Raw genomic sequence first — 23,128 nt, forward strand, 5'->3', positions numbered from 1 at the left:
CGCACGAGGGGAGGTGCCGGTGAACCGGCCCCAACGGGAAGCGGCGGCACGACGGATCATGGAACGGACCCCGCCCCGGCTGCCGCCCGGCCTGCACGCGGACGCCGTACGCCGGGGCGGTCGCATCCTGCGGCGCAGGGCCCACGCGCGCCGCCTGCTGTGGCTGCTGCTGCTCGCCGGGGTGCTGGCGTTCACGGTCTGGGCGCTGACCGCCCGGCCCTGGGTGGAGCCGCCGTCGGACCCGACTCCACCCGTGATCGGCTGGTGAACCGCCCGGCAGGCCCTAGGGGCGGTCCAGGGCCTGCTGGAGGTCCTCCAGCAGGTCCTCGACGTTCTCGATGCCCACGGAGAGGCGTACGAGATCGGCGGGCACCTCCAGGGCCGAGCCCGCCGCGGAGGCGTGCGTCATGCGCCCGGGGTGCTCGATCAGCGACTCGACGCCGCCGAGGGACTCGCCGAGCGTGAACACCTTGGCCCGGTTGCAGACCTCGACCGCCGCCTCCTCGCCGCCCTCGACCTGGAAGGACACCATGCCGCCGAACGCCCTCATCTGCTTGGCGGCGACCTCGTGCCCGGCGTGCTCGGGCAGACCCGGGTAGAGCACACGCGTCACGCGCGGGTGCCGGGTGAGCATGTCGGTGATCTTCGTGGCGTTCTCGCTGTGCCGGTCCATGCGCACCGACAGCGTCTTGGTGCCGCGCAGCACCAGCCAGGAGTCGAAGGGCCCGGCGACCGCGCCCATCGCGTTCTGGTGGTAGGCGAGTTCCTCGCCCAGCCCGGCGTCGTTGACGATCAGCGCACCGCCGACGACGTCCGAGTGGCCGCCCATGTACTTGGTCAGGGAGTGCACCACGACGTCCGCGCCGAGCGCCAGCGGCTGCTGGAGGTACGGCGTGGCGAAGGTGTTGTCGACGACCAGCCGGGCACCCGCGTCACGGGCGATCTGCGCGACGGCGGCGATGTCGGTGATGCCGAGCAGCGGGTTGGAGGGGGTCTCCACCCACACGGCCTTGGTCCGCGGCGTGACGGCCGCCCGTACGGCGGCGGGGTCGCTGGTGTCGGCCACCGACCACTCCACGCCCCACCGGGCGACGACCTTCGCGAACAGCCTGAACGTGCCGCCGTACGCGTCGTTCGGGATGACCACGTGGTCGCCGGGGCTCAGCAGCGTACGCAACAGGCAGTCCTCGGCCGCCAGTCCGGACGCGAACGCGAGGCCGCGACGGCCGCCCTCCAGGGCGGCGAGGTTCTCTTCGAGGGCGGTGCGGGTCGGATTGGCGCTGCGGCTGTACTCGTAGCCGCCGCGCAGACCGCCGACGCCGTCCTGTTTGTAGGTCGAGACCTGGTAGATGGGCGGGACGACGGCGCCGGTGAGGGGGTCGGCGGTGTTGCCCGCGTGGATCGCGAGGGTCTCGAAGTGCTGACTGATGTGCCTGTCGCTCATGGGCCCCGAGCGTAGTGCGCCCGGGGAGCCGGTGTCGGGCGGCGGGACGGCGGGGCTCCCGTGGCGGCGCCGGCCGTCGAACGGGTTGGCCAATTGCCGGCGCCGTCTGGTTCGCTTGAGGCATGGAGATTCTCTGGGTCCTGATGGCTCTGGTCATGCTGGGCTTCGTGCTGAGCCCCTTCCTGATGCGCAGGCGCGGCCGGGTCGAGCGGGTGACACCCGGGCACCCGGACGCCGCCGATCCGGCGAACTACGGGTTCGTGCGCGAGGAGGCGCTGGACATCCGCCTGCCCGGCCGCGACCAGGACCTCGTCGACGTCCTGGACCTGGTGCAGCGCACCCAGGACCACCGGGCGGCGCAGCAACTGCTGGCCGGCACCGAGACGGAGGGCGAGCTGCGCTGGCAGCGCGTGCAGTCCCTCGCGGGGGCGGCCTCGCTGGAGCTGCAGCAGCGTCCCGGCGGGGTGAGCGAGACGCCGGGCGGACAGTGGCTGCGGGTGTGGCGGGCCGAGGCGCCCAAGGACGCGGGCGGCGCGGCGGTGCACGCCGAGTTCCTGGTGCAGCAGGCGTGGCGGACGTCGACGCCGGGGACGGAGGACTTCCGGATCATCATGGAGGAGGCCAGGGACGCCTGCGGGCAGGCGGCGCTGCTCGCCCCCGGCGACCCGGTCCCGTACATCGTCGAGCTGTCGGTGGCCCGCGGGCTGGCGTACACCCAGCCCGAGTTCGAGCAACTGTGGCTGAAGATCCTGGACCGCGCCCCGGCGCACATGGGCGCGCATCTGGCGGCGCTGCACCACTGGTGCGAGAAGTGGCACGGTTCGCGCGAGCTGGCGTACTCCTTCGCCGAGTCCGCGGCGGCCCGCGCCCCCCAGGGCTCGCTGCTGGCCGCCATGCCGCTCTTCGCGGTCTTCGAGCACCTGCCCGAGCTGAACCTGGTCAGCAGCTTCTACCGGAGCGAGGTCGTGACCAGGGCGATCCACGGCGCGCTGTTCGCGGTGCACGCGGCCCGTCCCGACGACCCGATGCTGGCGCACGTGCGTCACCTCCTCGTCTTCTTCCTGGTCCGCGCCGAACGCTGGTCCGAGGCGATGAGCCAGCTGATACACGTCGACGGCCACGTGGGCGCCCTGCCGTGGTCCCTGTCCGCCGACCCGGCCGCCGATTTCGCGACGTACCGGGCACTGGCGGTGGCGGGCTACGAGGCGAACGGCGGCACCCCGGCGACGCTCCCGCACTGAACACAGGCAGCCCGGGAGCCCCGGGAGGGCGGGGGCCCTCCGCCTCGGCCGTCCGCCTTCGGCCGAGGATCCGTCACCGGTGCTCCTTCGCGCTCCTCGGCTCCTCCGCCGGCTGCGCCCCCAGCCGCTCGATCAGCAGCCTGCGCCGCCGGAAGGCGAGGAAGAGCGCCCCGGCCAGGAAGAACGGGGACAGGACCAGCGACACCAGCATCGGCAGGGTCACGACCGGCGGACTATTCACCCAGGCCGTCGTGAGCACCCGGGTGGGGTCGTGCGGGTCGTAGGTCACCGACACGACCTCTCCGGCCGCCAGGCCGGAGGGGCGCCTGCCGCCCCAGTCGCCGAGCGTCGTGTCGACCTGGCCCTCGGGGCCCCTGAACCGGATCTCGATGTCGCCGGGGCTGCCGAAGTGGTCCTTCGGCGCGGACATGACCTCCGCCCATGTGGCGACACCGCGCGAACGCAGGTCGCCCACGAGTGAGCGCGAGGGGACGAGGAAGAAAAGGAAGATCCCGAGAGACACGAGGAACAGGGCGAACAGCGTCAGGATCAGCCGCCGCTGCGGCACCGGCTCCCGCAGCCGGGCGATCCTGTCACGTGACGCGTCCAGACGCGCTTTCTGTCCGGCGGCCTTCGGGGGCAGGGTCCAGTCGCTCCGCGACCGGTTCGCCCTTTTCTTCTCCACCATGGAATCCGGCTTCCGTGAGTCACAACCCGAGCCGGCCACCGGCCGGCTCGGCGGCACCGCCGATGCCGTTGTCGACATCCTCGGCCCCGTGGGGGACGGCATGCACGGCCTTCTCGCCGGTCCCGGCCGCCCCGGCCGCACCCGGCAGCGGCTCGCCCGGGAGCGGTCGAAGTCCGCACCCGACGGGAGCAACTGACCTACGCTGACCGAGATTTGACCATATCGGATCGGCTGGAAGGTGGTTGGGGCGGATGGCTCACACCCCGTCAAGACGTGCCGTGCTGCGCGGACTCGCCGTCACCGGGACGGCGGTGATCGGCTTCGACCCCGGTACCCGCGCCTGGGCCGCGGCCGGGTCGGTGCCCGGTGCGGGCACGGCCGGGATCCCCCGGCTGGACGGAACGCTCGTCACGGACGAGCCGTCGCTCGCCGCCACCGCCGACGACTACGGGCACCTCGTGCACCACCGTCCCGTCGCCGTCCTGCGCCCGGGTTCGGTCCGCGACGTCGTCGCCATGGTCCGGTTCTGCGACGAGCGGCGACTGCCGGTCGCGCCGCGCGGGCAGGGACACGCCACGTTCGGCCAGGCGCAGGTGACGGGCGGTCTGGTCATCGAGACCGCGACCCTCACGGACATCGGTCACGTGGGGCCGGACAGCACCACCGTCACCGTCGGGGCGGGCGCCCGGTGGAGCGACGTCGCCCGGGCGACGACCGCCCACGGGCTCACCCCGCCCGTCTTCACCGACTATCTCGAACTCTCCGTCGGCGGCACCCTGTCCGTGGGCGGGCTGGGCGGCCAGACCCACCGGCACGGCGCCCAGGTCGACAACGTCGCCGAACTCCTGGTGGTCACCGGAGCGGGCGAGGCGGTCCGCTGCTCCCCCACCCGGCGCCCCGACCTCTTCCACGCCGTCCTGGCCGGGCTCGGCCAGTGCGGGATCGTCGTCGAGGCGACGCTGCGGCTGGTGCGCGCGCCGGGGACCGTACGCCACTATCTGCTGCCCTACGACGATCTGGAGACCTTCCTCGACGACCAGCGCATCCTCGTCGAGGAGGACCGCTTCGACTACGTCGAGGGCCAGGTCGTCGCGGACGCCGACGGCGCCTTCCGCTCGTACCTCCTGGAGGCGGTGGCCTACGGCCCGCCGGCCGGACCCGCGCCCGACGACACCGCCCTGCTGCGCGGCCTGCGCCACGACCCGGCCCGGGTCGAGCGCGCCGACCTGGCGTACTACGACTTCCTCGACCGGCTGGCCCCGGCCGTGGCCGCGCTGAAGGCGGCGGGCCTGTGGTCGTACGCCCACCCATGGCTCAACCTGCTGCTCCCCGGGTCGTCCGCCGCCGCGCTCGGCGGCCGGATGCTGGACGCCCTCACCCCGGCCGACCTGGGCCCCGGCGTCGTCCTGCTCTACCCGCTGCGCCGGGACCGGCTGACCACCCCGCTGCTGCGCACCTCCGACGACCGCCTGTCGTACCTCCTCGGGGTGCTGCGCGCCGCGCCGCCGGACGACACCGCCGCCGTCGACCGTCTGCTGGCGGCCAACCGCTCCGCCTACGAGGCGACCGCCACGGCCGGCGGCACCCAGTACCCGGTCGGCAGCATCCCCTTCACCCGCGCGGACTGGCGGGCCCACTTCGGCCCGGCCTGGCCGCGGCTGAAGGCGGCGAAGCGTACGTACGACCCGCGCGGGATCCTGGTGCCGGGCCAGGGCATCTTCTGAGCGCCGACGGCCCGGCCGCCCGCCTCCCCGGGTGACGGGCAGGCGGGCGGCCGGGCCGGGGCGACGCGCGGCAGACAGCAGACAGCAGCCGGCAGCCGGCAGGCGACGCGGTCAGATCGTCGCGACGTCGATCACGAACCGGTAGCGCACATCGCTGGCGAGCACCCGCTCGTACGCCTCGTTGATCTCGTCGGCGCGGACCAGCTCGATCTCGGCGCCGAACCCGTGCTCCGCACAGAAGTCCAGCATCTCCTGGGTCTCGCGGATGCCGCCGATGCTGGATCCGGCCAGCGTCTTGCGGCCCCCGATCAGCGAGAAGAGGTTGAGCGAGATCGGCTCCTCGGGGGCGCCCACGTTCACCAGCGCGCCGTCGGACTTCAGCAGGGACAGGTACAGGCCGAAGTCGAGCGGTGCCGACACCGTGGAGACGATCAGGTCGAAGCTGCCGCGCAGCTCCTCGAAGGTCTTCGGGTCGCTGGTGGCGTAGTAGTGGTCGGCGCCCAGCTTCAGGCCGTCCTCCTGCTTGCGCAGGGACTGCGACAGCACGGTCACCTCGGCGCCGAGCGCGTGCGCGATCTTGACGCCCATGTGGCCGAGGCCGCCCATGCCGAGGATGGCGACCTTCTTGCCGGGGCCCGCGTTCCAGTGCCGCAGCGGGGAGTACAGGGTGATGCCGGCGCACAGCAGCGGCGCGGCCTCGTCCAGCTTGAGGCCGTCGGGGATGCGGACGACGTAGTTCTCGTCGACGACGACCTTCTCGGAGTAGCCGCCGTAGGTCGGCTCCCCGTCCCGGCCGACGCCGTTGTACGTCATGGTGGCGCCGTTGGTGCAGTACTGCTCCAGGCCCGCCTTGCAGTTGTCGCACTCCCGGCAGGAGTCGACCATGCAGCCGACGCCCACCCGGTCGCCGACGGCGAACCGGGTCACGCCGGGGCCGACCTCGGATACGACACCCGCGATCTCGTGGCCGGGGACCATCGGGAAGCGGGCCTGGCCCCAGCCCTCGCGGGCCTGGTGGATGTCCGAGTGGCAGATGCCCGCGAACTTGATGTCGATCAGCACGTCGAACTCGCGGACCGCGCGGCGCTCGATCGTGGTGCGCTCCAGCGGCGCCTTGGCGGCAGGGGCGGCGTAGGCGGCGACAGTGGTCATGCCAATTCTCCTAGCTGGTGATTCCGTGCCCGGCCGTCCTCGGCCGGGCACGGTGACCAGCCTGCCCGACATCCGGGCGTCCACCCAGACCACGCCTGTGCCTACGTCTGCTGTTCCTACTACTGGCGGGGTCAGGCTCGCAGCGTAGGACCGGCGGCGGGCCAGGAATACTGGACGCATGGACGAACTGCCCGAGCCCGTAGCGGGGCCCCTGGAGCCGGGCCGGGCGGCGCTGGACCGCCGGGCCGAGCTCAGCGAGTTCCTGCGGTCCCGGCGGGCCCGGCTGAAGCCGCAGGACGTGGGGCTGCCGGACTTCGGGCGGCACCGCCGGGTGCCCGGACTGCGGCGCGAGGAACTGGCCCAGCTGGCCGGGGTGTCCGTGGCGTACTACACGCGGCTGGAGCAGGGCAACGGGCGGAACGTGTCGGCGGAGGTGCTGGACTCGATCGCGCGGGCGCTGCGGCTGACCGGCGCCGAGCACGCGCACCTCACGCATCTGGCCAAGCCCAAGCAGCACAAGCGCAAGCCGGCGGCGCGCCAGCAGCAGGTGCGCACCGGGCTGCGGCAGCTGCTGGACAGCATGGAGGGCATCCCGGCCTACGTCTCCGGCCGGCGCTCGGACATCCTCGCCTGGAACCGGATGGCGGCGGCCCTGTTCGGCGACTGGTCGGAACTGCCCGCGCAGGAGCGGAACTGGGCCCGGCTGGTGTTCCTCAGGCCCGACTACCGCGAGCTGTTCGTGGACTGGGACCAGAAGGCGACCGACATCGTCAGCTACCTGCGGATGGACGCCGGCTGTCATCCGGACGATCCGCGGCTGTCGGCGCTGGTCGGCGAGCTCTCCGTGAAGAGCGAGGTGTTCCGCAGGCTGTGGGCCACGCACGACGTCAAGGAGAAGAGCCACGGCACCAAGCGGATGCGCCATCCGCTCGTCGGCGATCTCGTCCTCTCCTTCGAGACGTTCGGCCTGGTCGACGACGGCGAGCAGCATCTGATCACCTATCACGCGGAGCCGGGCTCCGCGTCGGCCGAGGCGCTGCGCCTGCTGGCGAGCTGGGGCACGGACGCGAGACGCGTACCGCTGACCTGAGCGGGCGCGCCCGGGGCGGCGGTCCGGGGCGCGGAAGGGTCCGGGGCGTCCCGCAGGGGTGCGGAAGGGTCCGGGGCGGCCCGCAGGGGTGCGGAAGGGTCCGGGTGCGGAACCGTCCGCGTACCACCACCGGTGCGGTCGTGCGCGGACGGCGTCGTCGGCGTGCTCGGGTTACGAGTTCGCGTTCTCCTTGACGGTGATCTTTCCCTTGCGGATGGTCGCCAGGCGCGGTGCCTTCTTCGCGATCGCGGAGTCGTGGGTGACCATGATGAAGGTGAGCCCGTGCTCCTTCCACATGCTTTCGAGCACCTCCATGATCTCGTCGCGCATGCCCTCGTCGAGGTTGCCGGTGGGCTCGTCGGCGAGGAGCACCTTCGGCTGCTTCACCAGGGCGCGGGCGATGGCGACGCGTTGCTGCTGACCGCCGGACATCTCGCCGGGCAGGTGTCCCAGCCGCTCGCCGAGTCCGACCGACTTCAGCGCCTCGGCGGCCCGCTCGCGCCGGTCCTTCACCTTCACGCCGAGCGGTACGAGCGCGGTCTCGACGTTCTCCTGCGCGGTCAGCGTCGGGATCAGGTTGAACGACTGGAAGACGAAGCCGATGTTCTCGCTGCGCACCTTGGTGAGCCGGCCCTCGGACAGCTTGGCCAGGTCGGTGCCGTCGAGGACGACCTCGCCGGAGGTGGGCCGGTCGAGTCCGCCGAGCATCTGGAGCAGGGTGGACTTGCCGCCGCCGGTGGGGCCCTGGATGACGAGCCGGTCGCCGTCGGCGATGGTCAGGTCGATGCCGTCGAGCGCGTGGACGGTGTCCTTGCCCCGCGTGTAGCGCTTGGTGACGCTTCTGAGTTCGTACATGGTGGGTGCAACTCCTGGGTGAGGTGTGGAGACGGGGGCCCGCCCCGCCCGGGGCGGGCCCCGGAGGCCGCGGGAACCGGGCGGGGGCCGGTTACTCGACGCGGCGCAGGGCGTCGGCCGGGCGCAGCCGGGAGGCGCGCCAGCCGCCGAAGGCACCGGCGATCAGGCCGCCGGCGACGGCCAGGCCGACCGCGAGGACGACGGTGGTGACACTGACGGGCGCGGTCAGCGCGACGTCGAGGGTCTTGGCCGCGGTCTGCCGACCGGGGCCGCCGAAGCCGCCGCCACCGCCACCGAAGCCGCCGCCACCACCGCCGCCGCCACCGCCGCCCATCTGGGCCTGGAGCGTGGGGCTGATCGCGGTGACGGTGTACGCGCCCGCCAGGCCGAGCGCGATGCCGAGGGCGCCGCCGAGCAGGCCGTTGACCATGGCCTCGCCGACGACCTGCCGGGTGACCCGGCCGGACTTCCAGCCCAGCGCCTTGAGCGTGCCGAACTCGCGCACCCGGCGGGAGACGGCCGAGGAGGTCAGCAGACCGGCGACCAGGAACGCGGCCACGAGCACCGCGATGGACAGCCACTTGCCGACGTTGGTGGCGAGGCTGGAGGCGGTGGACAGGGAGCCGGAGACGGTGTCCGCCAGGTCCGCGGAGGTGGTGACGGTCGTACCGGAGACGTTCTTCTGGATCGTGGACTTGACGCTGTCGATCTGCTGCGAGTCGGTCGCCTTGACGTAGATCGTGGTGACCTTGCTCTTCGAGTCGCTGAGGGTCTGGGCCTGCGTCAGCGGGATGTAGAGGTTGGCCGCGGAGTCACCGCTGTCGGCCGTCGCGACGCCGATCACCTTGAACTTGACGCTCTTGATGGTGACGGTGGAGCCGACCTTGAGCTTCTTCTCCTTGGCGTACGCCGAGTCGACGACGGCGACCTTGGCGTTCGTCTCGGAGGTCGTGAACGTACGGCCGCTGCTGATCTTGGAGGAGGTCAGCGGGCCGAGCGCGGGCTTGGTGACGTCGGTGCCGTAGACCGAGTAGTTGTTGACGTCGAAGTCGGCGCCGCCGCCCTTGACCTCGCCCTGCGGCTGGCCGCCGCCCCGGGAGAAGCCGCCCCCGCCGTTGCCGTTCTGCTGGAACTGGCCGCGGGTGAACTGGCCGCTGACCTTGATGACCTGGAGGCTCAGTCCGCCGACCGCGTCCGAGACGCCGGACTGCTTGCCGACCTTGGAGACGGTCGCGGTGGACAGGGTCTGGAAGCCCTGGACCATGACCCGGTCGGTGCTCTGCTCCGTGTCGGAGTCGTTGTCCTTCGCGTCGAACTGGAAGCGCGGACGCTGTGAGGTGCCGGTGGTCGGCGAGGCGGCCTTGGTGACCGTCATGTCGGTGCCCAGCCCGTACAGCGACTGGAGGACCTTGTCCTGGGCCTTCCCCATCCCGGAGGAGACGGAGTTGACCACGATGACCAGCGCGATGCCCAGCGCGAGGCCGGAGGCGACGACGAGGGCCGCTTTTCTGCGGCGGCGCAGTTCGCGCCTCAGGTAGGTGAAGAACATGGCCGCAAGCTAGGTACGGCGTGTGATGACTCGATAAGGCCGAAATAAGAGAACGATGAGAAGGCTGTGCGAGGCCCAGGAAAGTCCCCTCGAAGACCCTTGAGAGCCCCCGGAAGCCTCAGGAAGCCCACGGGAGGCGGAGCCCGCCCCGGAAGGCCGATGCCGCCCCGGAGGGACCGGAAACGGCCGATGCCGCCCCGGAGGGCGGCATCGGTCGGCGATGGAGGTGGCGTCAGACGGCCGAACCCGCCTTCCACTGCGCCCAGTCCATGTTCCAGCCGTTGAGGCCGTTGTCCGGGGCGACGGTCTTGTCGCCGGTGTTCGAGACGACCACGACGTCACCGACGATCGAGTTGTCGAAGAACCAGGCCGCCGGGGTACTGGCGTCGTTGGCGCCCTTGGTGTCCGACAGACCCACACAGCCGTGACTGGTGTTCACGTTGCCGAAGACGGACTTCGCACCCCAGTAGTTGCCGTGCACGAAGGTGCCGGAGTTGGTCAGCCGCATGGCGTGCGGCACGTCCTTGATGTCGTACTCGCCCTTGCCGTCGTCGTCGGTGAAGCCGACGGTGGCGCCGTTCATCCGGGTCTCCTTGAACTTCTCGGAGATCACCATCTGACCCTGGTACGTCTTGTTCTCGGGCGAGCCGGCCGAGATCGGGATGGTCTTGACCGTCTTGCCGTCCTGCGTGACCTTCATCTGCTTGGTCTGCGCGTCGACGTAGGTGACCTGGTTGCGGCCGATGTGGAAGGTGACCGTCTTCTGCTGCACACCGTAGACGCCGGAGGCGCCCTCGACACCGTCGAGCGCCAGCTTCAGCGTGACGGTGGAGTCCTCCTTCCAGTAGTCCTCGGGACGGAAGTCGAGCCGGTTGGCGTTGAACCAGTGACCGACGACCTCCTGGCCGGCGCTGGAGGTGACCGTGATGCCCTTCTGGACGGCCGCCTTGTCGGTGATCGCCTTGTTGAAGTTGATCGACACCGGCATCCCGACACCGACGGTGGAGCCGTCGTCCGGGGTGAAGTTCCCTATGAAGCTGTTGGCCGGCGAGACCGTGGTGAACGAGGCGTTCTCGTGCGCCTCGCGACCCTCGGAGTCCTTGGCTGCGGCCGCGACCTTGTAAGTGGTGGAGCGCTCCAGCTGACCGCTGGGCTTCCAGCTCGTCTTGTCGGCGGAGAGCTCCCCCGCGACGGCCTTGCCGTCGGAGGTCGTCATCGACACCTCCGTGAGCGTTCCCTTGCTCACGGTGACGGCTGCGGAATTGTTGATGGATGCGTTGGACGAACCGTCGGCGGGCGTGATCTTGATCTGCGCCACCGATGTCTTCTTGGCCGCCGCCTCGTCGACCTTGGCCTGGGAGGTTCCGTCGCCACTGCCGGACGCGCCCGCGTCACCGCCGGAACACGCCGTCAGCACGAGCACACCGCCGAGCAGGGCGGACGCGGCCATGAGACGCTTGCGCCGCTTGCTGTCCGTCATCACACGCTTCTCCATCGTTGCCGAATTCCCCAAAAACCCGAGAGTCCCCGTTTAGAACTATCCACGCTACGACCGGTTCGTCCCTTTTCACATGCTCCGCATATGTGGGTCGCACCACGTCCGCCGGGCGGTCACCCGCTGGGGCCAGTGGTACGGGTGTCGGTCAGTGCGCCCCTTGAGACGAAGAAACCCCGGGCTTCGGTTGCCGCCCGGGGTCCCGAATTCCCCGAGCCGCTCAACCGATGCCGGATTCGCGGTCGCCTTCGTCATCCTCGGAGCCATCTTCCTCGTCCACGTCCCAGTCAGGCGAATCCGGGTCGTACTCGACCAGCTCCGTCGACCAGGAAGCCTGCTGCAGCTCCACCCCGGGCACCTCGCTGACCAGGTCGAACGGATCCACCAGATAGGCGAGCGCCTCCGCGGTGTCTTCCGTCACAGCACTCTCGGCATGCGCCTGTTCGTCACCCGGAAGCTCCTCGTCCTCGGCGATCCGCGCCAACGCGGCGGCCGTCAGAGCTTCCGTGTCGTCCACTTCCACAACGAGTTCCACGCGAAGCCGTACAAAACGTGTTGTCTCTTCAGCAGTCATGAACGGAGCGTACGACTCCGGCCTCCCCTAACTTTCCCACGACCCGCGACTTTCATTAGCATCGCCCTACCCGGCCAATTCACCAGCGCCACAAGGGGATCGATATTCCGTGTCATCCGCTCGCCGTCCGTTGCTGACCGCCACCGCCGCGGGAACCCTTCTGGGGGCCCTGTGGTTCGTGCCTTCCGCGAACGCGTCCCAGAACAGCCCGGTGGCGTCGCAGCCTTCGACGACCGCGTCGGCCGGGGCCACCGCCCGGGCGCGGACCGCGTCCGCGACGACGACCGCCGATACCACCGGCACGACCGCCGACGGGACGGAGGGGACCCGGCTCGCCGACACCGGAAGCTTCGACACCACCCCGTACACGGTGGGCGGAAGCCTCTGCCTCGCCATGGGGGTGGGTTTCGTGACCTACGCGGTCCGTCGCGAACGCCTTGGCTTTTAAAGAACTTGACGGTCCTTTGACTCAACCTTCATAGTCCGCTCATGAAGAGATCATCGGGGGCGCGTCTCGGCGCCACGGCTGTCGTGAGCGTGCTGTCGCTCGCCCTCGTCACGGGCTGTTCCGGCGACGGCTCCAAGGACACCGGGGACGCCAAGGCGTCCGGTTCCGCCGCGTCGAAGACCACCTCTCCGGCGGCGAAGGCTCTCGGCGCCGCCGAGCTGGAGAAGCTGCTGCTCACCACGAGCGAGGTCAAGGGCTACAAGGTCGACTCCGGGGACGACACGCTCCCGAAGTCCAAGTCCGAGGTGGAGACGGACAAGGCGGAGTGCGCCCCGCTCGCCTGGGCGACCGCCGGTCTGGCCCCGGGCGACACGGCCGCCGGCGCAAGCAACTCCGTCCAGCAGGCCAAGGCGTCGGACAAGTCCGTCTCCGCGGAGGACGCCAGTGCGGAGGACATCGCGAACGCCTTCGACGTCACCATGACGTTCGTGGGCCTCTCCTCGTACGACGGCGACGGCGCGGAGAAGGCCCTGAAGGCCGTCAGCGACGGAGTGAAGGCCTGTTCCGGCGGATACGGCCTCAAGGCCGACGGCGAGGACACGAAGGTCACCAAGGTCACCGCGGCGAAGGGCGTCGGCGGCGGCGACGAGTCCGTGGCCTTCGCCGAGCAGGTCGACATGGACGGCGAGGGCACGGCCACCTTCAACACCGAGGTGATCCGCAAGGGCAACACGGTCGCCACGTTCTACACGGTGAACTTCTCCGCGTTCGCGACGGGCGAGGCCATGGAGAACCCGGCCGCCGTGGTCCAGGCGCAGGTCGCCAAGCTCAAGTAGGCGCGAAGCGCACCCACGAACCGTCGCGGGTGCGCCCGGGGCCCCGCCGTCCGGTTCGGACGGCGGGGCCCGAGCCGTTCTAGAGCAGCGGTCCGGTGACCGGCTCGACGGCCGCCACCAGCAGCCCCGCGCGCACGAACGCGTCCGCGGCGGCGAGGTCCGGGGCGAGGAAGCGGTCCGGTCCGGGACCCTGCACCCCCGCCGCCCGTACGGCGTCGACGGCCGCCTGCGAGGCCGGGGCCGGGGTGAGGCCCTCGCGCAGCTCGATGGCGCGGGTCGCCGCGTACAGCTCCACGGCCAGCACGCGCGCGAGGTTGTCCACGGCCGTACGCAGCTTGCGGGCGGCCGACCAGCCCATGGAGACGTGGTCCTCCTGCATGGCGGAGGACGGGATCGAGTCCGCCGAGGCGGGCACCGCGAGCCGCTTCAGCTCGCTCACCAGCGCCGCCTGCGTGTACTGAGCGATCATCAGCCCGGAGTCGACGCCCGCGTCGTCCGCCAGGAACGGCGGCAGACCGTGGCTGCGGTTCTTGTCCAGCAGCCGGTCGGTGCGGCGCTCGGCGATGGACGCCAGGTCGGCGACGGCGATGGCGAGGAAGTCGAGGACGTAGGCCACGGGCGCGCCGTGGAAGTTGCCGTTGGACTCGACCCGGCCGTCGGGCAGGACCACCGGGTTGTCGACGGCCGAGGCCAGTTCGCGCTCGGCGACCAGCCGGGCGTGCGCCAGGGTGTCCCGGCCGGCGCCCGCGACCTGCGGGGCGCAGCGCACCGAGTAGGCGTCCTGGACCCGCGGGGCGTCGTCCTGGTGATGCCCGGTCAGACCCGAACCCTTCAGCACGGCCAGCATGTTGGCCGCGGCGGCGCCCTGGCCCGGGTGCGGGCGGATGGCGTGCAGCTCGGGGGCGAGGACCTTGTCGGTGCCGAGCAGGGCCTCCAGCGACAGCGCGGCGGTGACGTCGGCGGACTTGTAGAGGGTGTCGAGGTCGGCGAGGGCCATCACCAGCATGCCGAGCATGCCGTCGGTGCCGTTGAGGAGGGCCAGACCCTCCTTCTCGCGCAGCTCGACGGGGGTGATGCCGTGCTCGGCGAGGAGCTCGCCCGCGGGGCGGACGACCCCGTCGGGACCTTCCGCGTCGCCTTCGCCCATCAGAGTGAGGGCGCAGTGCGACAGCGGCGCCAGGTCGCCGGAGCAGCCGAGGGAGCCGTACTCGTGCACGACCGGGGTGATGCCGGCGTTCAGCACGTCGGCCATGGTCTGCGCGACCTCGGGCCGCACACCGGTGTGTCCGGAGCACACGGTCTTCAGCCGCAGGAACATCAGGGCCCGTACGACCTCCCGCTCCACGCGCGGGCCCAGGCCGGCGGCGTGCGAGCGGACGATGTTGCGCTGGAGCTGCGCGCGCAGCTCGGGGCTGATGTGCCGGCTCGCCAGGGCGCCGAAGCCGGTGGAGACGCCGTAGACGGGCTCGGGCTTGGCCGCCAGCGCGTCCACGATCTCGCGGGCCGCGGCGAGGGCCGCCACCGCCTCGTCGGAGAGCTCGATCCGGGCGCCGTCGCGCGCCACGGCGAGAACGTCGGACGCGGTGACCCCGGACGTCCCCACCACCACAGTGTGCATATCCATATTCAGGAGCGTACGCACTGAATTCCGAGATGTCACCAGTGGGTGCCCGGTGCACCCCTTACCGACTCCGTCACACGCCGGACCGGCGTCAGCGGCGCCCTCGGAAGCGGCGGCGCTCCGGGCTCGCCTCCCGCGAGGGCGCGTCGGCCAGCCGTACGACGGGGTCGTCGGGCCCCTCCCGCCCGGCGACGACCGGCCGGTCCGCCCGCAGCGCCTTGGCCCGGTACTGGGCCGCGTCGGCCAGCCGGAACAGCCTGCGGGCCGAGCGGACGGGTCCGATGGCGTCCTCGGTGCACGCCACCCCGCAGGCGACGCCGTCGCCGAGCTCCAGCTCGGCCGCGCGGCGGCACAGTTCGCCCGCGGTCCGCACCACGTCGTCGGCGGGCGGCCCCACGGCGAGCAGACAGAACTCGTCGCCGCCGAGCCGGGCGGCCAGCGCCCCGGGCAGCATCGCCCCGCACAGCGACAGGACGGACCCGAACCGTTCGAGGAGCCGGTCGCCGACGGCGTGCCCGCAGGTGTCGTTGACCCGCTTGAGGCCGTTGAGGTCGCAGACCACGAGGCCCACCGCGGCGCCCTCGCGCCGGTGCCGGTCGATCGCCTCGTCGAGGCGCATGTCCACGGCGCGGCGGTTGGCGAGTCCGGTGAGCGCGTCGGTGAAGGCGAGCCTGCGCGCCTCCTCCAGCCGCTCGGTCTGGGCGATCCCGGCGGCGACGACGGAGGCGAGGACGGTGGCGAAGTCGGCGTCGTCGCGACCGAAGACCGGCGCGTCGGCCGCGCGGGCGACATAGAGCTCCCCCCAGGCGCGCCCGTGCATCACCAGCGGCGCGACGACACAGCACCCCCGCCCCCGCCGCCGCAGCGCGGCCACCCTCTGATGGCAGTAACCGAAACCACCGGAGGCGGGGCCGAAGGCCGTCTCGACCCAGGCGTCGGGCTCCCCGCCCGCGGCCCAGCGCTCGTGCAGGAACTCGGTGATCTCCGGGAACTGGTGCACGGGGTAGGCCTCGGCCTCGGGGAACTCCTCCTCGTCCGGGGCCCGGTCCCCCACGTTCACGAGGACCCGCAGGCGGCCCAGCTCCCGCTCCCAGACCGACAGCGCGGCGAAGCTCCCCGACAGCGCACGGCAGGCCCCGAGGGCCGCCGCCCGCCATGACTCACGGGGGGTGTGGGCCGCCGCCATCCCCTGCGCCAACGCCACCACGCCCGCGAGCCGACTGTCCTCACCCATCACTCCAGGTTAGGGAGGTTCCATGACAACCGGGACATTGATACGGCGAACAGGTGGACGGACTGCGGCTGCCGGTCCGGCGGCGGGAACGGGCGGACTCGGCCCCGGGCCGGCACGCCGCCGGACAGCCGTCGGCTCACTCGCCCGGCCACTGGGGCTTGCGCTTCTCGTTGAACGCGGCCACGCCCTCCGCCCGGTCCCCCGAGAACGCCACCGACCGCCACGCCGCGTCCTCGACCTCCAGGCCGGCCCGCAGGTCGAGGCCGTGCCCGAGCCGCAGCGCACGCTTCGCGGCCCGCAGGCCCACCGGCGAGTTGGCCGCGATCCGCGACGCCAGCGCCAGCGCCTCCTCCCGGTCGCGCCCCTCCTCCACCAGGACGTCCACCAGACCCAGCTCCCGCGCCTCGGCCGCCTCGACCCGGCGCGCGGTGAAGATCAGCTCGGCGGCCCGCGCGGCCCCGATCCGGCGCGGCAGCAACTGCGTGCCACCACCGCCCGGAAGCACGCCCACGGAGACCTCCGGCAGCCCGACCACCGCGGTGGCGTCGGCCACGATCAGATCGCAGGACAGCGCGAGCTCGAAGCCCCCGCCGAGCGCGAACCCGTGCACCGAGGCGACCGTCGGCACCGGCAGCTCCAGCACCCCGGTGTACGCGCCCCGCGCCACCGGCCGCTGCCGCATCAGGTCGGCGTCGGTGAAGGAGTTGCGCTCCTTCAGGTCGGCGCCCACGCAGAACGCCCGCTCATGGGTCGAGGTCAGCACGACGACCCGTACGTCACGGTCGTCGCCCAGCGCCGTGCAGGCCGCGGCGATCGACCGGGCCATCTCGGTCGAGACCGCGTTCATGGCCTTGGGCCGGTCGAGGGCCAGCTCGGCGACATGCCCGTCACCGTGCCGCCTCACCAGCACGAACTCCCCGAACCGCTCCTCGCTCATGACACCCTCCGGTTAACGCGGGTTAACATCCGACTCCGCCCGATCATCGCAGCCCGGCCCCGCGGGGGAAAGAGCGGGCTCCCCCGCGGACGGTTCCCGAACCCCACACCCGATTCCCCGTTCGAGTGACATCTCGCCCAACCCCCGGCCGATCGCCCATGGCAGCGCATAACGTGCGCTCCGCCATGGCACAACGGGGGCGCGGGCGCATCGGGGAGGGATCACGATGACGGACACAGCGGCCGAGAAGACCGCACCGATCAGCAAAACCACAGCGGCGGCGACCGCGGCGGCTTCCGCCGAAGGCGGTCCGGGCACGTCGGCCGCAGCGGGCACGGCGCGTACGCCGACCGCAGCAGCCACGGCGGGCGCGCCGGGCGGGGCGGGCACGGCGGGTACCGCTCGTCCACCGGGCGGGGCGGGCATGGCGGGCACGCCGAGCACGGCGGGTACCGCGGGCACTCGAGACGCAGCGCCTACGGCGGGCATGCCGGGCACAGCGGCCAAGGCGGGCACGCCAAGCAGGGCGGGCGCACCAGGCAGGGCGGACACAGCAGGCACACCGAGGTCGGCGGGCGCGGCGGGGTCGACGGGGGTGCGGAGGTCGGCCAGCACGGCGGGCGCGCCGAGGACGGCAGGCGCGGCGGGCGTGCCGAGGACGCCGGGCACGGCGGGCGCGCCGAGGACGGCAGGCGCGGCGGGCGTGCCGAGGACGCCGGGCACGGCGGGCGTGCCGAGGACGGCAGGTACACCGGAGGCAGCAGGCGCGGCAGGCGCGCCCGCCGCAGCGGCCACACCGAAGGCGGCGGACACGCCAGGCGTGGCCGGCACCGCAGGCATGCCGAGGACGCCGGGCACGGCAACGTCGGCGGGTACGGCGAGGTCGGCAGGCACGGCTGGCGCGACTGGGCCGGCGGCCACCGCAGGCACGCCGAGGACGCCGGGCGCGGCAAGGTCGGCGGGTGCGGCGAAGTCGGTAGGCACGGCAGGCACGCCGAGGTCAGTGGGTGCGGCGAGGTCGGTAGGCATGCCGGCCACGGCGAGCCGGACGGGCACGCCAACCTCAGCAGGCCCGGCAGACGCGGCAGGCGTGGGGCGGGTGGTGGCGGGCAAGGGGTGTGGTGTGGGCCCCGGCGGGGCTCGGCGGCCGATCCGCGTTCCGGCCCCGGTCACCGGTCGTCCCTGGGCCTCCCGGGGCCGGCACCGCAGGCCGCGCCCGCGCAAGGTGCTGCTCGCGGCGGGCGGGCTCGCGCTGGCCGCCGGTGTGCTGAGCCTCGTACGGATGGCGCCCGATTCCGGTGTCGGCGGGCTCGGCGCGGCGGAGGCCGGGCCCAGCCCGGACGTCGGCGGGGACTGGTCGCCCACCGCAGCCGCCACCGTCGCGGCCGTGCCTCGGGTGAGCCCTTCGTCGACCTCTGCGGCAGGCGGGTCGGGCCCGGTCGCGACGACCACCCGCGTCACCCCCGTCCCGGCGGACTCGGCGCGGGCGTCGTCGTCCTCGCTCGCCCCCGGGGCGGACTCCGCCGACCGCGCCGGTGCCTCCGCGTCCGCCGCGGCACCCCGTACGCCTGTCACCAACGCCGCCACCCCACACCCGAAGGCCCCGGGGCCCGTACCGCCACCGGCCACCGCCGCCCCGGCGGACCAGCAGCCGGACCAGCGGGATCAACGGGATCAACGGGATCAACGGGATCAACGGGATCAACGGGATCAACGGGACGAGCAGGACCAGCACGGCCGACAGGACCAGCGGGACCAACAGGGCGAGCAGACGGCGCCCGGGCTGTGCGTGCCGGTCATCGGTCTGTGCGTGGACGTACTGGACCCGGGTGTCCGCTGACCCGGCTTCGGAAACCGGACACCGGACACCGAACACCGGGAACCGGAGAGCGGGAACCGGACCGCCGCTGCCGGCCGCCCGCGGCCCCCGGCTACCGCTGGTCGCCGTCGCGGCGGGTGAGCAGCCAGGGCTCGACCACGCCGAGTCCGCGCACCGGCCGCTGCCACATCGGCCGCAGCGCGAAGCGGTACGTCGGCGGCTCCTCGCCCTCCTTCTCGGCGGCGGCCGCGGCCTCCGCCGCCTCCGCCTCGGACACCGGCGCCTCACCGGTGCGGATGAGCTCCTGCGCGAACGCCCCGTCGACGAGGACGGCGTCGCGCGGGGCTATCGACGTCAGCCGTGAGGCGAGGTTGACCGTCGTGCCGAAGACGTCGCCCATCCGGGTCGTCACCGTGCCGAAGGCCATGCCGACGCGCAGTTCGGGCATCGTCTCGTCGTTGGCCATGGTCTCGATGAGCCGCAGCGCGATCTCCGCGGCGACCCCCGCGTCGTCCGCGGCGAACAGCACCTCGTCGCCGAGCGTCTTGATGAGCCGCCCGCCACGGGCGGCCACCAGGTCGGCGGAGGTCGTCTCGAAGGCCTCGACGAGCTCGCCGAGCTCCTCCTCCTCCATCCGCCGGGTCAGCCGGGTGAAGCCGACCAGGTCGGCGAAGCCGACGGCCAGCCGCCGGTCGACCATCTCCTCGTCGTCGGCGGCCTGCACGACCCGGCCGGCCGAGGCGGCGAGCTGCCGGCGCCAGACGTAGACGAGGAACTCCTCCAGTTCGGGCAGCAGCAGCTCGACGATCGGGTACGTCACCTCGGTGCGGGTCATCCCCGGCTCCGGCGGCTCGGTCAGCCCCTCCAGGAAGGAGTCCATCTGCCACTCGGCCAGCCGGGCGGTGGTCTGCCCGGTGGACCTGGCCACCTGCACGGCCATGGCCTCGCTGAGCAGGCCCGCCTCCACGAGACCGGCCAGCCGGCGCAGCGCCAGCACGTCCGCCTCCGTGAGCGCCTTGGCCTGGCCGATGTCGGCGAATCCCATGGCCCGCCAGAACCGGGACGCCAGCTCCATGGAGACACCGGCGCTGCGGGCCGCCTGGAAGGGCGTGTAGCGCCGCTCGGCGCCGAGGATGAGCTGTTCGAGACGCAGGGCGAGGGGGTTCCCGTCGGATTCGGCGTCCTGCGGCTCGTTCCGCTCGGGTGAGGACGAAAACGGGGGTGGATCGACCCGGCCGTCCGCGTCCGCGCCGGAGCCCGTGTCGTCGACGGTCACGCCTGTTGCCCTTCCGATCTGCCACGGTCAGGTATCGACCGGCCTTCACTCTACGGCAGGTGTGCGCCAGCTCACTCCGTCAGGTGGAGCGGACGTTCCCTTCCCGTGCGCGTGCGTCACCCGGCGTCGTCACAGGCCGGTACGGGCCCCGCCGGGCACTCGGCAGCCCCGGGCCCCCGCCGGTCCGCCGACCGCGCCCCCGGACGCCGGGCGGGCCGGATGACACGTACCGGCCCTTCCATGACACCCGCCCGACGGTCCGCCCGCACCTCAGGCAGGTCGCAGATGCACGATGTCGCCCGCCCCGACCGGCTCCTGCACCCCTTCGCCGGTGGCCAGCACCAGCCGTCCGTCCCCGTCGACCGCCACCGCCTCGCCGACGATCGAACGGTCGCCCGGCAGTTCGGCCCGCACGCTCCGGCCGAGCGTCGCGCAGCCCGCCGCGTACGTCTCCTGGAGCCCGCTGGACACCGGATCGCCCCCGGCGTCCCGCCAGCGCACGTACCAGTCCTCCAAGGACCGCAGCACGGCTCGCAGCAGCGGATCCCGGTCGGTGGTCTGCGCCCCGGCCAGGACCAGCGAGCCCGCCTGCGGCACCGGCAGCTCCAGCTCGCGGAGCGTGACGTTGACGCCGACGCCGATCACGACGCCGTCCTCCCCGGCGCGCTCGGCGAGGATCCCGCCCGCCTTGCGCTCCTCGCCCCCGACCGTGACCAGCAGGTCGTTGGGCCACTTCAGGGCCGTGTCCACGGCCGCCGCCCGGGCCAGTCCCGTCGCCACGGCGACCCCGGTGAGCAGCGGCAGCCAGCCCCAGCGGGCCACCGGCACATCACTGGGCCGCAACAGGACGGAGAAGAACAGGCCGGAGCGGGGCGGTGCCGACCAGCGGCGGTCCAGGCGGCCCCGCCCGGCGCTCTGCTCCTCGGCGAGCAGAACCGCGCCCTCGGCCGGCTTGCCGCTCACCGCCCGCGCCACCAGATCGGAGTTCGTGGAGCCCGTCGAGGGCACCACCTCCACCTCCGTCCACAGGCTTCCCGGACGCACCAGCGCGCGGCGCAACGCGGCCGCGTTGAGGGGCGGACGATCCAGATCGGACCAGGGACTGTCGTTTCCGTGGGAGTCATCTCGCGGCGTCATGCAAGCCACCCTAGGTGTGTGAAACGCCGCACTGCCGAACGGTAGGGCCGCCACTACTCTACGGATGAGTAACCGTCCCCCCTTTTGAGCAGGCAGGGAGCCGTATCCCGATGTCCGAGCCGGAAGAGATCGACATCCACACCACCGCGGGCAAGCTCGCGGATCTGCAGCGCCGCATCCAGGAAGCGACGCACGCCGGTTCGGAACGCGCCGTCGAGAAACAGCACGCCAAGGGCAAACTGACGGCGCGTGAGCGCATCGAGCTGCTGCTCGACGAGGACTCGTTCGTCGAGCTCGACGAGTTCGCGCGGCACCGCTCCACCAACTTCGGCCTCGACAAGAACCGCCCGTACGGCGACGGCGTCGTGACCGGTTACGGAACCGTGGACGGGCGGCCGGTGGCCGTCTTCTCCCAGGACTTCACCGTCTTCGGCGGCGCGCTGGGCGAGGTCTACGGACAGAAGATCGTCAAGGTCATGGACTTCGCGCTGAAGACCGGCTGCCCGGTCATCGGCATCAACGACTCCGGTGGCGCCCGGATCCAGGAGGGCGTCGCGTCGCTGGGCGCGTACGGCGAGATCTTCCGCCGCAACACCCACGCCTCCGGTGTCATCCCGCAGATCAGCCTGGTGGTCGGCCCCTGCGCGGGCGGCGCGGTGTACTCCCCCGCCATCACCGACTTCACGGTCATGGTCGACCAGACCTCGCACATGTTCATCACCGGCCCCGACGTCATCAAGACCGTCACCGGCGAGGACGTGGGCTTCGAGGAGCTGGGCGGTGCCCGCACCCACAACTCCGTGTCGGGCGTGGCGCACCACATGGCCGGGGACGAGAAGGACGCCGTCGAGTACGTCAAGCAGCTGCTGTCGTACCTGCCGTCCAACAACCTGAGCGAGCCCCCGGTCTTCGCGGAGGAGGCGGACCTGTCCGTCACCGAGGAGGACCTCGAACTGGACACGCTCGTCCCGGACAGCGCGAACCAGCCGTACGACATGCACACGGTGCTCGAACACGTCCTGGACGACGGCGAGTTCTTCGAGACGCAGCCGCTGTTCGCGCCGAACATCATCACCGGCTACGGCCGGGTCGAGGGCCACCCGGTGGGCATCGTCGCCAACCAGCCGATGCAGTTCGCCGGCTGTCTGGACATCAAGGCCAGTGAGAAGGCCGCCCGCTTCGTGCGGACCTGCGACGCCTTCAACATCCCGGTGCTCACCTTCGTGGACGTGCCCGGCTTCCTGCCCGGGGTCGACCAGGAGCACGACGGCATCATCCGCCGCGGCGCCAAGCTGATCTACGCCTACGCCGAGGCCACCGTCCCGCTGATCACCATCATCACCCGCAAGGCCTTCGGCGGCGCGTACGACGTCATGGGCTCCAAGCATCTGGGCGCCGACCTCAACCTCGCCTGGCCCACCGCCCAGATCGCGGTCATGGGAGCGCAGGGCGCCGTCAACATCCTGCACCGCCGCACCATCGCCGAGGCGGAGGCCGCCGGTGACCTGGAGGCGACCCGCGCCCGGCTGATCCAGGAGTACGAGGACGCGCTCCTCAACCCCTACGTCGCGGCCGAGCGCGGCTACGTCGACTCCGTGATCATGCCGTCGGACACCCGCCGCCACATCGTGCGCGGTCTGCGTCAGCTGCGCACCAAGCGGGAATCCCTGCCTCCGAAGAAGCACGGCAACATCCCCCTCTAGACCCTGGGAGCGGTTGTGACGATCAAGGTCGTACGGGGCAATCCGACCCCGGAGGAGCTGGCCGCCGCACTGGCGGTGGTCCGAGCGCGCGCCGCGGCGGCACAGGCCGTGCCGTCCGGCGCGCCCACGCCGCGGGACTCCTGGTCCGACCCGGCCCGGGTGGCCACCCGTCCGGTGCCCCGGCCGGGCCCCACGGCATGGGCCCGGACCTACTGGCCCGGCTGAGCACGTCGCGGGGGGGGGCCGCCGGGGCGCCCCCGCGGGCCCCCGGGGGGGGGGCCCCCCCCCCCCCCCCCGGGGGGGGT

The 23,128-nt window shown here is 72.4% G+C and carries 23 protein-coding genes; 10 read left to right on the plus strand and 13 right to left on the minus strand.

The window, feature by feature from the left end; all coding sequences use genetic code 11:
* Window positions 1–19: 19 nt before the first annotated feature.
* The gene (locus ACWC24_RS06600; RefSeq protein WP_450661707.1) at window positions 20–268 is read left to right on the plus strand and encodes a hypothetical protein; all 249 of its coding nucleotides are present in this window, start codon (window positions 20–22) and stop codon (window positions 266–268) included.
* Window positions 269–283: 15 nt separating this feature from the next.
* On the opposite strand, the gene ACWC24_RS06605 is transcribed toward ACWC24_RS06600, so the two are convergent.
* Window positions 284–1,444, minus strand: coding sequence for a cystathionine gamma-synthase (locus ACWC24_RS06605; protein ID WP_450661708.1), 1,161 nt, complete (start codon window positions 1,442–1,444; stop codon window positions 284–286).
* Between the two features lie 122 nt (window positions 1,445–1,566).
* Here ACWC24_RS06605 and ACWC24_RS06610 point away from each other — a divergent pair, with 122 nt between their 5' ends.
* On the plus strand, window positions 1,567–2,685 hold the full coding sequence (locus ACWC24_RS06610) for a hypothetical protein (protein WP_450661709.1): 1,119 nt from the start codon (window positions 1,567–1,569) through the stop codon (window positions 2,683–2,685).
* Window positions 2,686–2,758: 73 nt separating this feature from the next.
* Here the strand turns inward: ACWC24_RS06610 and ACWC24_RS06615 are convergent, their stop codons facing one another.
* On the minus strand, window positions 2,759–3,373 hold the full coding sequence (locus tag ACWC24_RS06615; RefSeq protein WP_450661710.1) for a hypothetical protein: 615 nt from the start codon (window positions 3,371–3,373) through the stop codon (window positions 2,759–2,761).
* Here ACWC24_RS06615 and ACWC24_RS06620 point away from each other — a divergent pair.
* Window positions 3,372–3,569, plus strand: a complete 198-nt coding sequence (locus ACWC24_RS06620) for a hypothetical protein (protein ID WP_450661711.1) — start codon at window positions 3,372–3,374, stop codon at window positions 3,567–3,569. The genes ACWC24_RS06615 and ACWC24_RS06620 overlap by 2 nt on opposite strands.
* Before the next feature lie 55 nt (window positions 3,570–3,624).
* Window positions 3,625–5,097, plus strand: coding sequence for an FAD-binding protein (locus ACWC24_RS06625; protein WP_450661712.1), 1,473 nt, complete (start codon window positions 3,625–3,627; stop codon window positions 5,095–5,097).
* Window positions 5,098–5,208: 111 nt separating this feature from the next.
* Here the strand turns inward: ACWC24_RS06625 and ACWC24_RS06630 are convergent, their stop codons facing one another.
* Window positions 5,209–6,249 carry an NAD(P)-dependent alcohol dehydrogenase gene (locus tag ACWC24_RS06630; RefSeq protein WP_450661713.1) on the minus strand — a complete coding sequence of 347 codons (1,041 nt, stop codon included), beginning with the start codon at window positions 6,247–6,249 and terminating at the stop codon, window positions 5,209–5,211.
* 178 nt (window positions 6,250–6,427) lie between these two features.
* Here ACWC24_RS06630 and ACWC24_RS06635 point away from each other — a divergent pair, with 178 nt between their 5' ends.
* Window positions 6,428–7,339, plus strand: a complete 912-nt coding sequence (locus tag ACWC24_RS06635) for a helix-turn-helix domain-containing protein (protein WP_450661714.1) — start codon at window positions 6,428–6,430, stop codon at window positions 7,337–7,339.
* A 171-nt stretch (window positions 7,340–7,510) separates the two neighbouring features.
* Here the strand turns inward: ACWC24_RS06635 and ACWC24_RS06640 are convergent, their stop codons facing one another.
* The 4 genes from ACWC24_RS06640 to ACWC24_RS06655 all read right to left on the minus strand — a co-directional run bounded on the left by ACWC24_RS06640 (window position 7,511) and on the right by ACWC24_RS06655 (window position 11,812).
* Window positions 7,511–8,194 carry an ABC transporter ATP-binding protein gene (locus ACWC24_RS06640; protein ID WP_450661715.1) on the minus strand — a complete coding sequence of 228 codons (684 nt, stop codon included), beginning with the start codon at window positions 8,192–8,194 and terminating at the stop codon, window positions 7,511–7,513.
* A 91-nt stretch (window positions 8,195–8,285) separates the two neighbouring features.
* On the minus strand, window positions 8,286–9,743 hold the full coding sequence (locus ACWC24_RS06645; protein ID WP_450661716.1) for an ABC transporter permease: 1,458 nt from the start codon (window positions 9,741–9,743) through the stop codon (window positions 8,286–8,288).
* 232 nt (window positions 9,744–9,975) lie between these two features.
* The gene (locus tag ACWC24_RS06650; RefSeq protein ID WP_450661717.1) at window positions 9,976–11,238 is read right to left on the minus strand and encodes a L,D-transpeptidase; all 1,263 of its coding nucleotides are present in this window, start codon (window positions 11,236–11,238) and stop codon (window positions 9,976–9,978) included.
* A gap of 220 nt (window positions 11,239–11,458) precedes the next feature.
* Entirely contained in the window at window positions 11,459–11,812 is a 354-nt protein-coding gene (locus tag ACWC24_RS06655; protein ID WP_450661718.1) for a hypothetical protein, read from the minus strand.
* Window positions 11,813–11,921: 109 nt separating this feature from the next.
* Between ACWC24_RS06655 and ACWC24_RS06660 the strand changes: the two genes are divergently transcribed.
* Together ACWC24_RS06660 and ACWC24_RS06665 are read left to right on the plus strand one after the other, a co-directional pair.
* Entirely contained in the window at window positions 11,922–12,260 is a 339-nt protein-coding gene (locus ACWC24_RS06660; protein WP_450661719.1) for a hypothetical protein, read from the plus strand.
* Between the two features lie 41 nt (window positions 12,261–12,301).
* Complete coding sequence (locus tag ACWC24_RS06665) at window positions 12,302–13,096, plus strand: hypothetical protein (RefSeq protein WP_450661720.1); 795 nt, start codon at window positions 12,302–12,304, stop codon at window positions 13,094–13,096.
* A gap of 79 nt (window positions 13,097–13,175) precedes the next feature.
* On the opposite strand, the gene hutH is transcribed toward ACWC24_RS06665, so the two are convergent.
* The 4 genes from hutH to ACWC24_RS06685 all read right to left on the minus strand — a co-directional run bounded on the left by hutH (window position 13,176) and on the right by ACWC24_RS06685 (window position 17,917).
* Entirely contained in the window at window positions 13,176–14,714 is a 1,539-nt protein-coding gene (gene hutH / locus ACWC24_RS06670; RefSeq protein ID WP_450661745.1) for a histidine ammonia-lyase, read from the minus strand.
* A gap of 94 nt (window positions 14,715–14,808) precedes the next feature.
* Window positions 14,809–15,951 carry a diguanylate cyclase domain-containing protein gene (locus ACWC24_RS06675; RefSeq protein WP_450661721.1) on the minus strand — a complete coding sequence of 381 codons (1,143 nt, stop codon included), beginning with the start codon at window positions 15,949–15,951 and terminating at the stop codon, window positions 14,809–14,811.
* A gap of 136 nt (window positions 15,952–16,087) precedes the next feature.
* Window positions 16,088–16,888 (minus strand): enoyl-CoA hydratase/isomerase family protein, encoded by an 801-nt coding sequence (locus tag ACWC24_RS06680; RefSeq protein ID WP_450661722.1) that lies wholly within the window; start codon window positions 16,886–16,888, stop codon window positions 16,088–16,090.
* A 12-nt stretch (window positions 16,889–16,900) separates the two neighbouring features.
* Complete coding sequence (locus tag ACWC24_RS06685; RefSeq protein WP_450661723.1) at window positions 16,901–17,917, minus strand: hypothetical protein; 1,017 nt, start codon at window positions 17,915–17,917, stop codon at window positions 16,901–16,903.
* 94 nt (window positions 17,918–18,011) lie between these two features.
* On the opposite strand from ACWC24_RS06685, the gene ACWC24_RS06690 reads away from it, so the two are divergent.
* A complete protein-coding gene (locus ACWC24_RS06690; protein WP_450661724.1) occupies window positions 18,012–18,728 on the plus strand; it encodes a hypothetical protein in 717 nt (238 codons plus the stop codon).
* Between the two features lie 91 nt (window positions 18,729–18,819).
* On the opposite strand, the gene ACWC24_RS06695 is transcribed toward ACWC24_RS06690, so the two are convergent.
* A complete protein-coding gene (locus tag ACWC24_RS06695) occupies window positions 18,820–19,983 on the minus strand; it encodes an adenylate/guanylate cyclase domain-containing protein (protein ID WP_450661725.1) in 1,164 nt (387 codons plus the stop codon).
* 270 nt (window positions 19,984–20,253) lie between these two features.
* Window positions 20,254–21,120, minus strand: a complete 867-nt coding sequence (locus ACWC24_RS06700; RefSeq protein ID WP_450661726.1) for a biotin--[acetyl-CoA-carboxylase] ligase — start codon at window positions 21,118–21,120, stop codon at window positions 20,254–20,256.
* Window positions 21,121–21,230: 110 nt separating this feature from the next.
* Between ACWC24_RS06700 and ACWC24_RS06705 the strand changes: the two genes are divergently transcribed.
* Entirely contained in the window at window positions 21,231–22,823 is a 1,593-nt protein-coding gene (locus tag ACWC24_RS06705) for an acyl-CoA carboxylase subunit beta (RefSeq protein WP_450661727.1), read from the plus strand.
* 15 nt (window positions 22,824–22,838) lie between these two features.
* Window positions 22,839–23,048 carry an acyl-CoA carboxylase epsilon subunit gene (locus ACWC24_RS06710; RefSeq protein ID WP_450661728.1) on the plus strand — a complete coding sequence of 70 codons (210 nt, stop codon included), beginning with the start codon at window positions 22,839–22,841 and terminating at the stop codon, window positions 23,046–23,048.
* Window positions 23,049–23,128 lie beyond the last annotated feature (80 nt).

The organism is Streptomyces sp. NPDC001443, from assembly GCF_053597355.1.